Here is a 12,204-nt window from a genome sequence, read left to right on the forward strand (position 1 = left end):
CGGTGGGCACGGGGCTCCGCCCCGGGCCCCGGCCCTCAAATTCCCCCAGCTACCGCTGGGAGATGCCCCCAGGACGGGCTTGATCTTGCCGGGCTCGGCAGGTCCCGGACGGCTTGCTTCTGCACAAATGGGCCCGCCCCCTCGTGGGGGCGGGCCCATCGCCATGCGGTGGCACCGCCATGCAGCACCGCAGGACGTACGGGGCGTCGGCCGGCCTGCCGTCGCCGTGGGCGACTCAGCCGAAGCGGCCGGAGATGTAGTCCTCGGTGTCCTGGACCGACGGGTTGGAGAAGATCCGCTCGGTCTCGTCGATCTCGACGAGCTTGCCGGGCTGGCCGACGGCGGAAAGGTTGAAGAACGCCGTACGGTCCGAGACGCGCGCGGCCTGCTGCATGTTGTGCGTGACGATGACGATCGTGAAGCGCTCCTTCAGCTCCCCGATCAGGTCCTCGATGGCGAGGGTGGAGATCGGGTCGAGCGCGGAGCAGGGCTCGTCCATCAGCAGGACCTGCGGCTCGACCGCGATGGCGCGGGCGATGCAGAGGCGCTGCTGCTGGCCGCCGGAGAGGCCGGAGCCGGGCTTGTTGAGCCGGTCCTTGACCTCGTTCCAGAGGTTGGCGCCCTTGAGGGACTTCTCCACGACGTCGTTCAGCTCGGACTTCTTCTTCACCGTGCCGTTCAGCCGCAGGCCGGCCGCCACGTTGTCGAAGATCGACATGGTGGGGAAGGGGTTGGGGCGCTGGAAGACCATGCCGACCGTGCGGCGGACGGCGACCGGGTCGACGCCCGAGCCGTAGAGGTTCTCGTCGTCCAGCAGCACCTTGCCCTCGACGCGGCCGCCGGGGGTGACCTCGTGCATGCGGTTCAGGGTCCGCAGGAACGTGGACTTGCCGCAGCCGGAGGGGCCGATGAAGGCCGTCACCGAGCGGGGCTCGACGGTCATGGAGATGTCGTCGATGGCCTTGTGGCTGCCGTAGAAGGCGGAGAGGCCGCTGACGTCGATTCGCTTGGCCATGGGAATCACTGCTTCTTTCTGGTGGCCCCGATTCGGCGGAGCCGCATCATCGGGTGCCTTAACGGCCGGTCTTGGGGGCCTTCCAGCGGGCGATGCCGCGGGCCACCAGGTTGAGGATCATGACGAAGGCGATGAGGACGAGGGCCGCGGCCCAGGCGCGGTCGTAGCTCGCCTCGGAGCCCTGCTGCCACTGCTGGTACACGTACAGCGGCAGGGACTGCTGGGCGCCTTCGAAGGGGTTGTTGTTGATCGTCTTGGCGCCCCACACCAGGAGCAGCACCGGCGCGGTCTCACCGGTGATACGGGCGATGGCCAGCATGACGCCGGTGGTGATGCCGCCGATGGAGGTGGGCAGGACGACCTTGAGGATGGTGCGCCACTTCGGTACGCCGAGGGCGAGGGAGGCCTCGCGCAGCTCGTTCGGTACCAGCTTGAGCATCTCCTCCGTGGAGCGGACCACGACCGGCATCATCAGGATCGCCAGGGCCATGGAGCCGGCGAAGCCGGAGGGGCCGAAGCCGAGGATCAGGATCCACACCGAGAGGACGAAGAGACCGGCGACGATCGAGGGGACGCCCGTCATGACGTCGACGAAGAAGGTGACGGCCTTGGCGAGCCTGCCGCGCCCGTACTCGACCAGGTAGATCGCGGTGAGCAGGCCGATCGGCGCGGCGATCAGGGTGGCCAGGCCGACCTGCTGCAGGGTGCCGGTGATCGCGTGGTTGATGCCGCCGCCGACCATGGCGTCCGGCAGGGTGCCCATGGAGTGGGTCAGGAAGTAGCCGTCCAGGACCTTGCTGCCGCGGACGACGGTCTCCCAGATCAGGGAGGCGAGCGGGAGGACGGCGAGCAGGAAGGCGATCCAGACCAGGCTGGTGGCCAGCCGGTCCTTCGCCTGCCGGGCGCCCTCGACCTTCGCGGCGACCGCGTAGGTACCGATGATGAAGAGCAGCGCGGCGATCAGGCCCCACTGGATCTTGCTGTCCAGGCCGGCGACGAGGCCGATGCCGGCGCCGGCGGCCAGCGCGACCAGTGCGAAGACCGGCGGCGACCAGCGCGGCAGGCGGGCCTGCCGGAGGGTGACGGGGGGCCGCGGCGCGCTGTCGGCGACCGGCCGCTTCTCGGTGATGACGTTACTCATGCGTTGGCCCCCGAGTACTCCTTGCGGCGGGCGATGATCAGCCGGGCCGCGCCGTTGACCAGCAGGGTGATGACGAAGAGGACGAGGCCGGAGGCGATCAGCGCGTCCTGGCCGAAGGTGTCGGCCTCACTGAACTTGCTGGCGATGTTCTGGGCGAACGTGCCGCCGCCCGGGTCCAGCAGGCTGAGCCCGATGAGGAAGCTGGGGGAGAGGACCGTGGCGACGGCCATGGTCTCGCCGAGCGCGCGACCCAGGCCCAGCATCGAGGCGCTGATGATGCCGGAGCGGCCGAAGGGGAGCACCGACATGCGGATGACCTCCCAGCGCGTGGCGCCGAGGGCGAGCGCGGCCTCTTCGTGCATCTTCGGGACCTGGAGGAAGACCTCGCGGCTGACGCTGGTGACGATCGGCAGGATCATGATCGCCAGCAGGATGCCGACGGTGAACAGCGAGCGCGCGGCGCCCTGGGAGTAGCTGAAGATCCCGGTCCAGCCGAGGTAGTCGTCCAGCCAGCTGTACAGGCCCGACAGGTGCGGGACGAGGAAGAGCGCGCCCCAGAGGCCGTAGATGATGCTGGGGACCGCGGCGAGCAGGTCGATGACGTAGCCCAGCGGCGAGGCCAGCTTGCGCGGCGCGTAGTGCGAGATGAAGAGCGCGATGCCGACCGCCACCGGGACCGCGATGACCATCGCGATGATCGAGCTGACGACGGTGCCGAAGGCGAGGACGGCGATGCCGAACTTGGGCTCGGCGCCGGTGGGGTCCCACTCGAAGGTGGTGAAGAAGTTGGCCTTGTCGCCCTGGATGGCGAGGACCGAGCGGTAGGTGAGGAAGGCCGCGATGGCGGCCATGATCACCAGCAGTGCGATGCCGGAGCCGCGCGAGAGACCGAGGAAGACGCGGTCACCGGGGCGTACGGACTTGCCGCTGACCTCGGAGGGCTCGACGGGCGCTGCGGGGGGAGGGTTCTGGGGTATCGCTGAGGTATCCATAGGTTCTCCGGTCTGCGGAGCCGGCGGGCTCCAGGCGGCGGTGCACCGGAGGGCGGCGGCCCGCGCGTCGTGCGCCGGCCGCCGCCCGGTGGGTCAGGAGAGCGACGAGACGGCCTTGCGGACCTTGTCGGCGATCTCGGTGGGCAGCGGCGCGTAGCCCTGCTCCTTGAGGGTGGCCTGGCCGTCCTCGCTGGCGAGGTAGGTCAGGAAGGACTTGGTGGCGGGCAGGGTCTCGGCCTTGTTGCCCTTGTCGCAGGCGACCTCGTACGTCACCAGCGTGATCGGGTACGCGCCCTCGGCCTTGGTCTTGTAGTTCAGTTCCAGGGCCAGGTCCTCGCCCTTGCCGACCTGCTTGGCCTCGGAGATCGCCTTGGAGGCGTTCTCGACGGTGGCGTCGACGGGCTTTTGGGCGCCGGTGTTCAGCTTGGCCGTGTCGATCTTGCCGGCCGTCGCGTAGGACAGCTCGAAGTAGGAGATCGCGCCGCTGGTCTGCTTGACCTGCGAGGAGACGCCGGAGGAGCCGGAGGCCGCCTGGCCGCCCTTGCCCTCCCAGGTCTTCGCGGGCTCGTGCGGCCAGGCCTTGGGCGCGGCGCCCTTGAGGTACTTGGTGAAGTTGTCGGTGGTGCCGGAGTCGTCCGAGCGGTGGAACGCCTGGATCTTCAGGTCCGGCAGCTTGGCGCCCGGGTTCAGCTTCTTGATCGCCGGGTCGTTCCAGTTGGTGATCTTCGAGTCGAAGATCTTGCCCAGGGTCTCGGCGTCCAGCACCAGGTCGTCCACGCCCGGGACGTTGTAGCCGACCGCGATCGGGCCGCCGACCATCGGCAGGTTGATCGCCTCGCCGCCCTTGCAGATCTTCTTGGACTTGGCGACCTCCTCGGGCTTGAGCGCCGAGTCGGAGCCCGCGAAGGCGGTCTGGCCCTGCAGGAACGTGGTGATACCGGCGCCGGAGCCCGTGGGCTGGTAGTTGATCTCGGTGTCCTTGCAGGCACCGGAGTAGTTCTGCACCCAGACGTCCATGGCGTTCTTCTGCGCCGAGGAGCCGGAGGCGAGCAGCTTGCCCTTGCCGTCGCACTTGATGTTCGAGGTCTTGGCGGAGGAGGCGCCGGGCCCGCCGGTGGTGTCGTCCGAGCCGCACGCCGAGAGGGCCAGGGCTCCGGAGACGGCGAGAGCGCCAACCGCGAGGGCGCGAACCCGGTTCTTGCGCTGAAGCTTCACTGTCGAAGGTTCCTTCCTGGGGCCCGCCGTGGTCAGTGGCGTGCTGGGCCGTGAAATGAATCAGATGAGAGGTGTCCAGCTATGCGGTGTCGCGCTCGCCTCCGGGGCGTGACGCGCACTCGGTAAGGCCGAAATTAGGCACATCAGGTGAAGGCGTCGATGGAGGAGAGTGAACGAGGGGTGAACCTCGGCCGTCGGCCGGGTGCGGCCGGTAATGCCCGCTCCGCGCCGGACCGGACGGTGATCTCCCGGAAGAAGTAGTGCGCTGCTCTTCTGCATTACCGGCCGGTATGGCAGCATCCGCGGCGGAGGCCCGCCGTACGGCGGAGCGCCCGCGCCCGGACGACGCGTACGGCGAGTGACCGGAGGTGGCCCATGAGGAGCCCGGTGGAACGGCGGAACGTGGGACGCGGCGCGGCGGTGACCTGCGCCACCGTGGTGCTGTGCGCGATGGGCGCCCTGGTGGGCCCGGCCCCGGCGGCGTACGCCGACCCGGCACCCGACGGCAAGCGGGACCTGGAGGACGTACGCAAGCGCATCGACGACCTCTACCGGCGCGCCGAGCGGGCCACCGACGCCTACAACGCCGCCGAGGAGCAGGTCGAGCGCCAGCAGAAGGAGATCGTGAAGCTGGCGAAGAACATCGTCAGCACCCAGGAGCGGCGCAAGGAGCTGAAGCGGCTGGCCGGCAAGCTCGCCAGCGCCCAGTACCGGGGCGGCGGCCTGCCCGCCGAGGCCAAGCTGATGCTGAACAAGGACCCGGAGGGGTTCCTCGACCACGCCACCCTCGCCCGCAAGGGCCAGCACGCCGTCCGCACCGTACTGGGCCAACTGGCACGCACCGAGAACGACTTGCAGGGGTACGCCGACGACGCCACCGCGCGCTGGGACCGGCTGGAGAAGACACGCAAGAAGAAGGCCGCCGCGAAGAAGGACATCGAGAAGAAGATCGACGCCGCCGAGCGGATCGAGTCACAGCTGAAAGCCGAGGAAAAGGAGCGGCTGAAGAAGCTGGAGGAGGAACAAGCCCGCCACGCGCAGGCGAAATGGCTGGACTCCGGAATTCTCGAGGAGATCGGCGGAACCGCGTCGGCCCAGGGTAAAAAGGCCATTTCCTATGCCACCGCGCAGATCGGCAAGAATTATGTGTGGGGCGCGGAAGGCCCGGACACCTTCGACTGCTCCGGACTCACGATGCGGGCATGGGAAGCGGCCGGCCGGACCATTCCCCGCACCTCGCAGGAACAATGGCGGCAACTGCCCCACGTCGCCATCGAGGACATGCGCCCCGGCGACCTGATCATCTATCACGAGGACGCCGGCCACGTGGGGATGTACCTCGGCGACGGGGCGATCGTGCACGCCCCGCGGCCCGGCCGCCAGGTGACGATCGCGGGGGCCGGTTCCATGCAGATATTGGGCGTCGTACGGCCGGACGCGAAGGGCTGAGTCGACGCACCGTATCGCCGCGCGTGCGTGCCGTGGCCGCGCGGCGATTGCGGCATACGGCCGGGAACAACACCGTCACCGTCCGGTGGCCCAGCGTGTACCCGGGGGTGATGTTCGTCATTCCGCATTTCTCCCGGGAACGGCCAAAACGCTGCCCCACCCCGGTATATGCCCCGGGCGGCGTGTCGGCCGCCATTCCGTACGGGCCCGTACTGGCGCTAAGGTCACCTTCCAGTGCCCGGTGGCGCACCGCTCGGACCGACCGAAGAGCGGCGCGGAACCGGGCACGGTGGTGCGCCGGTCGGCCACCGCCGCCGCACCCTCGGGGGGAGGGAAGGAAACAGAGGACATGTCCGTACCCGGTCCGCGTGAGCGCACGGCCGTGCTGCCCCAGGCGACAGGCCCGGCGAACGCCGCGCCCGAGTCCGCGCGCCCGGCGCAGGGGGATGCCGCACGCCCGCAGGGCGACACCGGCCCGGCGGACGTCGAAACCACCGCCCCGGTCCCGGACCCCGCCGCCTTCCCGCGCTCGACCGTGACCGGCAGCGGCAGCCACGGGCTGACCCTGCTGGTGATCGGCGAGGACCCGACCAGCTCCGTCCCCGAGATGTCCGACGGCCAGGGCCACAAGGTCAGGGTCCGCACCGCCCGCAACCTCACCGAGGCCCAGCGGCTGCTCACCGACGACGTGCACTGCGTCCTGCTCGACCTGGCGGCCATGCCCGGCCAGGACGCGCGGGAGGCCGGCGACCGGGAGAGCCGCGCCGAGGACGAGACGGCCGAGGCGCCGGACGAGCTGGAACCGCTGCGCGCGGTCCTGCGGCTCGCCCCGCGCCACGCGGTCCTCGCGCTGACGGCGGAGGCGGACGCGGAGCGCGGCGCCGAGGCGGTACGCGTCGGGGCCCAGGACTACCTCTCCCGCGACCAGCTGGACGGCACGGTGCTCAGCCGGGTCGTGCGCTACGCCGTGGAGCGCAAGCGCGCCGACCTCGCGCAGCGCCAGCTCACCGAGTCCCGGCTGCGCGCCCAGGAGAACGCCCGGCTGGAGCGCGGACTGCTGCCCACACCGCTGCTGGAGGGCTCCGACCTGCACTTCGCGGCCCGGTACCGGCCCGGCCGCAGCCGCGCCCTGCTCGGCGGCGACTTCTACGACACGGTCCGCACGCCGGACGGAACGGTTCACGCCATGATCGGCGACGTCTGCGGGCACGGCCCCGACGAGGCGGCCCTCGGCGTCGAACTCCGCATCGCCTGGCGCGCGCTGACCTTCGCGGGCCTGTGCGGCGACGAACTGCTCTCCACCCTGCAGCGGGTCCTGGAGAACGAGCGGGACAACGACGAGATCTTCGCGACGCTCTGCACCGTGGACATCGCGGCGGACGGCCGGAACGCCGGGGTGTGCCTGGCGGGCCACCCCGCACCGCTGCTGGCCAGGGCCGGCCGCGCGCCGCGCCTGCTGCCGTTCGAGAGCGGCGGCCCCGCGCTCGGCCTGCTGCCGGGCGCCCGCTGGCCGCGCCACCAGGTGACGCTGGGCGGCGCCTGGAGCCTGCTGATGTACACCGACGGCCTGATCGAGGGCCGGATCGGGGACGGCAACCAGCGCCTCGGCCAGGACGGCATGGTCGACCTGATCGCCGCGAAGATGGCCGCCGGCCTGCGCGGCGAGCCGCTGCTCGACGCCGCCGTCACGGAGGTGCGCGACCTCAACGGCGGCGAGCTGACCGACGACCTCGCGGTGCTCCTGCTGGACCGCGGCGAGGCACGGGGCTGACCGAACGAACGGGCCTGACGGAGGCTCGGCGACGCCCGTCAGAAGGTCGGCCACGCCGGTCAGCGGCGCAGCGATGCCCGTCAGGGCTTCAGCGGCCGCCGTTCCACGGGCCGTACGGGCCGTCGGAGCTGGAGCCGCCGCGACGGGGCCCCTTGCCGCCGGACACCCGCTTGAGCGCGGGCCGGACGTCGACCATGTACACGATCGTCGCGATGAGCCCGAGGATCGGCAGGAACGCCATGACCCCGAACAGCACGTTCACCAGCGTCGCGAGGCCCAGGATGATCAGCCAGAACGGCTTGGACTGCTTGTCGGCGGCGCGGTAGGCGTCCTCACGGCGGATGGCGGAATCGATGAAGGCGAAGCCGGCGAACACCAGCATGGCCAGCGAAAGCAGCCACAGCAGATTGTTGAATCCCTGGATCAGCACGCCGTTCCACCACCCGTTGACTGTTGGACTGTCCTCGTCACCGTACCGGTAGAACGGGCCGGGCACGTCCAGCGTGCCCGGCCCGCCCGGTCGATCCGTCGCTCACTTCGACGGCGGCGTGGTCTTCTTCGCCGGCGTCGTCTTGCGGGCGGCGGGCGCCGTCGGCGCCGTCTTCTTCGCCGCGGCCGGCTTGGCCTCGGTACCGGCCTTGGCGGCGGCCGGCTTGCTCTCCTCGGCCTTCACCGGCTCGGTCTTGACCGGCTGGGCCTTGACCGCCGCGGGCTTGGTCTCCGTGGCCTTGGCCTCGGTGCCCTTCGGCTCGACCTTCGGCTCCGGCTCGATCGCCACCGCGAGGTCCTCGACCTCCTCGGCGACCTCACCGCGCCAGGTCTGCACCGCGCGCTGACCGCGCTCGGCCAGCTCGTCATAGGTCTCGCGGGTCTTGACGGCGTACTCCGCCGCCCGGCCCACGCCCTGCAGCACGAGGTCCTGGGCCTGCTCGCGGATCTTCTTCAGGTCGGTGTCCAGCGAGCCGAGCAGCTCGTAGAACTTGTCCTGGGCCTCCTTGGCCTGCTTGGACACGCGGTCCTGCACGGCCTTGGCCTCGGTGGTGCGCACCTCTTCGAAGCGCTTGGGCGCCTCGGAGCGGATCCGCTCGACCAGCGCCGGCACCTCCTTGAGCTTCTCGCTCGCGAGATCCGCGGTGCCGGCCAGGGCGTACAGGGGGGTGGGGTCGGTCACCTTCTTGACGATGTCGTCGGTGATGGCCATGCCGTTCTTCCTCCTGGAATCGGTTGCTCAGGTGGCGTGCGGGTCGCCGTCGGCCCCACGGGTGCCCTTCCTGCCCTTGCCCGTACCGCCGTGCCGCTCGTCGTCGCCGTGCTCGCCTTTCGGCGCGGGCCGGTCGAGGTCCAGCCCCTCGGCGCGCGCGACGTCCGAGCTGTAGCCGTTCTCCTTGCGGAACGACTCGTAGATCTGCAGCAGCACCTGCTTCTGCTTCTCGTTCAGCGCCGGATCGGTCAGGATCGCGCTGTGCACCTCCAGGCCGTCCGGGTCCCGCCGTTCATCGAGGATCCCCGCCTGGACGTACAGCGTCTCGGCCGAGATCCGCAGGGCCTTGGCCAACTGCTGCAGGATCTCCGCGCTCGGCTTGCGCAGACCGCGTTCGATCTGGCTGAGGTACGGGTTGGACACCCCGGCGGCATCGGCGAGCTGCCGGAGGCTCAGCTGCGCCGTGCGCCGCTGCTCCCGCAGGAACTCCCCGAGATTGCCGACGTTGAGTGATGCCATGTCCCCGATGGTGCCTCCGCTCGCTAACTTTTGCAAGCAGCCGCTAGCAAAAGTGTCTCGTGTCATGCGGTCGGCACCGGACGGAAATCGTTTGCCGCTGATCGGGGGCGGGGCGAGGATGCAGGTATGGAGCGCGGGTTCGACGACTTGGTGGCCGAGGCGGCGGAGGTGTCCGTGGCCGGTTGGGACTTTTCCTGGCTGGACGGGCGGGCGACCGAGGCGCGGCCCTCGTGGGGGTACCAGCGGCTGATGGGGGAGCGGCTGGCGGGCGCGTCGGCCGCGCTGGACATCCAGACCGGCGGGGGCGAGGTGCTCGCCGGGGCGCCGAAGCTGCCGCCCGTGATGGTGGCCACCGAATCCTGGCCGCCGAACGTCACCAAGGCCACCCGACTGCTCCACCCTCCCCCATTGCCTGAAGGGCATGGGAGGTACCCCCATGGCGCGGTGGTCGTCGCCGACCCGGACGAGCCGCCGCTGCCCTTCGCCGACGCCGCGTTCGACCTGGTGACCAGCCGTCACCCGGCGACCGTCTGGTGGGCGGAGATCGCCCGCGTACTGCGGCCCGGCGGCACGTACTTCGCGCAGCACGTGGGGCACGAGAGCGTCTTCGAGCTCGTGGAGTACTTCCTCGGGCCGCAGCCCGAGCAGACCCGGCGGGCCCGGCACCCGGACGACGAGCGGGCGGCGGCCGAGGCCGCCGGGCTGGAGATCACCGACCTGCGCTTCGAGCGGCTGCGCATGGAGTTCTTCGACGTCGGCGCGGTCGTGTACTTCCTGCGCAAGGTGATCTGGATGGTGCCCGGGTTCACCGTCGAGCAGTACCGTGACCGGCTGCGCGAGCTGCACGAGAAGATCCGGGCCGAGGGGCCGTTCGTCGCCCACTCCACCCGCTCCCTCTTCGAAGCGCGCAAGCCGGAGTGACGGCGCGACCGGCCGACTGCCGGGGCTCGTCCGGAGGTTGACTTCGAGTGCGCTCCAACTCCTACCGTCCCTGACGTGAGCCCGACGCGGTCCTCACCCACGGGGGACGGGGCACTTCCAGGAGGTATGACATGACCAGCATTCCCACCCGGCAGCTCGGCGACCTGACCGTCTCCGCACAGGGACTGGGCTGCATGGGGATGAGCCACGGCTACGGCGCGTCGGACGACGCGGAGTCGATCGCGACCATCCACCGTGCGCTCGACCTCGGGGTGACCCTCCTGGACACCTCCGACTTCTACGGGGCCGGGCACAACGAGGAACTGGTCGGACGGGCCGTCGCCGACCGCCGCGACCGGGCGGTGATCGCCACCAAGTTCGGCTTCGCCAACAAGCTCGGCGAGCCGACCGCGATCCGGGGCGACGCCGCGTACGTGCGGCAGGCCTGCGACGCGTCCCTGCGCCGGCTCGGCGTCGACCACATCGACCTGTACTACCAGCACCGCGTCGACCCCGACGTGCCGATCGAGGAGACCGTCGGCGCGATGGCCGAGCTCGTCGCGGCGGGCAAGGTGCGCCACCTCGGCCTCTCGGAGGCGAGCGCCGCGACGATCCGGCGGGCGCACGCGGTGCACCCGATCGCCGCGCTGCAGAGCGAGTGGTCGCTGTGGACGCGCGACCTGGAGGAGGAGATCGCGCCGGTCTGCCGCGAGCTGGGCATCGGCATCGTGCCCTTCTCGCCGCTCGGCCGCGGCTTCCTCACCGGCCGGTACACCTCGGTGGAGGGGATGGCCGAGACCGACGTACGCCGTACCCAGCCGCGCTTCGCCGACGGCAACCTGGAGCGCAACCTCGCCATCGTCGACAAGCTGACCGAGCTGGCCGCGGAGAAGGGCGTCACGGCCGGGCAGCTGGCGCTGGCCTGGGTGCAGCACCGGGGCGCGGACGTGGTGCCGATCCCGGGCACCCGCCGCGAGAAGTACCTGCGGGAGAACGTCGCCGCCGTCGCCATCGGGCTGTCCGCCGACGACCTGGCCGCCATCGACGCGGTGGCTCCCGCCGACGCGGTCGCCGGCACCCGCTACGACGCGTCGAGCCTGTCCTTCGTCAACCGCTGATTCGGCGGTGGTGGGGCCGGCCCGGCGGTGGCGGGCGTCGGCCTGGCGGTGGCGGGCGCTGACCCGGCGGTGACGAGCCTGACCCGGCGGTGACCGAGTTGTCCACACCCCCGGACTCGTCCACAGGTCCGCTCGCCCCGCGCCGTTCACGCCGTAAAGTGACGCAGGTCCGCCTCGGTCCGGGCGGCGAGTGCCATGGTGTAGACCCGTTGTAGACCTTTCGGACCAGCCGAACGTGCGCGACAGCTCGGCTGCCTGCTCGTCCGTGGGGTGGAAGCGGTACTTGAACGCCCGCTTCACATGCGGTGAGGCCACGCTCACAAACCAGTGGGGCGTGGGGCCACGGTGGAGAAGCCGGGGGTAGCCACGAAAGGACTCAGATGAGTGAGGACGAGGGGAGCGTGCGGATCGACAGCTGGATCTGGTCCGTGCGGCTCATGAAGACGAGATCGATGGCGGCCACGGCCTGCCGGGGCGGACACGTGCGGGTCAACGGCGAGCGCGTGAAGGCGGCGCACGGCGTGCGGAGCGGCGACGAGGTCCGGCTGCGGCACGCCGGACGCGAGCGGATCGTGGTTGTGAAGCGGCTCGTGAAGAAGCGTGTCGGCGCGCCGGTCGCGGTCGAGTGCTACGTCGACAACAGCCCGCCACCGCCCCCGCGCGAGGCCGCCCTGCAGGTCCCGGTGCGCGACCGCGGCGCGGGCCGCCCGACCAAGCGCGACCGCCGCGAAATGGAACGCCTGTGGGGCCGCCCACCGGGGGCCGCGGGAGACCAGACACACCAGACACCGAAACCGTGAGAAGGGGGCGCGGGGAATAGCAGCAGGTGCAGTCAGGGGGAGTGGGTGGGGCGGGGGGAGGG

12 protein-coding genes and 1 pseudogene are annotated in these 12,204 nt (G+C 70.8%); 5 read left to right on the forward strand and 8 right to left on the reverse strand.

The features are described from left to right. Positions 1-235 precede the first annotated feature (235 nt). The 4 genes from pstB to pstS all read right to left on the reverse strand — a co-directional run bounded on the left by pstB (position 236) and on the right by pstS (position 4,363). Positions 236-1,015: a phosphate ABC transporter ATP-binding protein PstB gene (gene pstB, locus IF20_RS36175; protein ID WP_052869690.1), complete on the reverse strand. Its 780-nt coding sequence runs from the start codon at positions 1,013-1,015 to the stop codon at positions 236-238. 58 nt (positions 1,016-1,073) lie between these two features. Beyond that, entirely contained in the window at positions 1,074-2,156 is a 1,083-nt protein-coding gene (pstA, locus tag IF20_RS36180) for a phosphate ABC transporter permease PstA (protein ID WP_052869691.1), read from the reverse strand. Then, the gene (pstC, locus tag IF20_RS36185; protein WP_052869692.1) at positions 2,153-3,148 is read right to left on the reverse strand and encodes a phosphate ABC transporter permease subunit PstC; all 996 of its coding nucleotides are present in this window, start codon (positions 3,146-3,148) and stop codon (positions 2,153-2,155) included. The genes pstA and pstC overlap by 4 nt, the downstream gene beginning before the upstream one ends. A gap of 93 nt (positions 3,149-3,241) precedes the next feature. Further along, positions 3,242-4,363, reverse strand: a complete 1,122-nt coding sequence (gene pstS, locus IF20_RS36190) for a phosphate ABC transporter substrate-binding protein PstS (RefSeq protein WP_052869693.1) — start codon at positions 4,361-4,363, stop codon at positions 3,242-3,244. A 450-nt stretch (positions 4,364-4,813) separates the two neighbouring features. Here pstS and IF20_RS36195 point away from each other — a divergent pair, with 450 nt between their 5' ends. Together IF20_RS36195 and IF20_RS36200 are read left to right on the forward strand one after the other, a co-directional pair. Then, positions 4,814-5,812 (forward strand): C40 family peptidase, encoded by a 999-nt coding sequence (locus tag IF20_RS36195; RefSeq protein WP_110944881.1) that lies wholly within the window; start codon positions 4,814-4,816, stop codon positions 5,810-5,812. A 349-nt stretch (positions 5,813-6,161) separates the two neighbouring features. Next, entirely contained in the window at positions 6,162-7,583 is a 1,422-nt protein-coding gene (locus tag IF20_RS36200; protein ID WP_052869695.1) for a PP2C family protein-serine/threonine phosphatase, read from the forward strand. Between the two features lie 88 nt (positions 7,584-7,671). Here IF20_RS36200 and IF20_RS36205 read toward each other — a convergent pair whose 3' ends face one another. The 3 genes from IF20_RS36205 to IF20_RS36215 all read right to left on the reverse strand — a co-directional run bounded on the left by IF20_RS36205 (position 7,672) and on the right by IF20_RS36215 (position 9,303). Further along, the gene (locus IF20_RS36205) at positions 7,672-8,013 is read right to left on the reverse strand and encodes a DUF2516 family protein (protein ID WP_052869696.1); all 342 of its coding nucleotides are present in this window, start codon (positions 8,011-8,013) and stop codon (positions 7,672-7,674) included. A gap of 102 nt (positions 8,014-8,115) precedes the next feature. Continuing rightward, entirely contained in the window at positions 8,116-8,784 is a 669-nt protein-coding gene (locus IF20_RS36210) for a hypothetical protein (protein WP_052869697.1), read from the reverse strand. A 27-nt stretch (positions 8,785-8,811) separates the two neighbouring features. Next, the gene (locus IF20_RS36215) at positions 8,812-9,303 is read right to left on the reverse strand and encodes a helix-turn-helix domain-containing protein (protein WP_110944880.1); all 492 of its coding nucleotides are present in this window, start codon (positions 9,301-9,303) and stop codon (positions 8,812-8,814) included. Between the two features lie 126 nt (positions 9,304-9,429). Between IF20_RS36215 and IF20_RS36220 the strand changes: the two genes are divergently transcribed. Then, entirely contained in the window at positions 9,430-10,224 is a 795-nt protein-coding gene (locus tag IF20_RS36220; protein WP_052869698.1) for a class I SAM-dependent methyltransferase, read from the forward strand. Between the two features lie 131 nt (positions 10,225-10,355). Further along, a complete protein-coding gene (locus tag IF20_RS36225; RefSeq protein ID WP_052869699.1) occupies positions 10,356-11,342 on the forward strand; it encodes an aldo/keto reductase in 987 nt (328 codons plus the stop codon). Between the two features lie 208 nt (positions 11,343-11,550). On the opposite strand, the pseudogene IF20_RS40350 reads toward IF20_RS36225, so the two are convergent. After that, positions 11,551-11,657: pseudogene (locus IF20_RS40350) on the reverse strand (helix-turn-helix domain-containing protein); the annotation flags it as partial. A gap of 65 nt (positions 11,658-11,722) precedes the next feature. Here IF20_RS40350 and IF20_RS36230 point away from each other — a divergent pair. Then, positions 11,723-12,142 carry an RNA-binding S4 domain-containing protein gene (locus IF20_RS36230; RefSeq protein ID WP_052869700.1) on the forward strand — a complete coding sequence of 140 codons (420 nt, stop codon included), beginning with the start codon at positions 11,723-11,725 and terminating at the stop codon, positions 12,140-12,142. The last annotated feature ends 62 nt before the right edge of the window (positions 12,143-12,204 follow it).

Source organism: Streptomyces niger, assembly GCF_000718305.1.
GTDB lineage: Bacteria > Actinomycetota > Actinomycetes > Streptomycetales > Streptomycetaceae > Streptomyces > Streptomyces niger.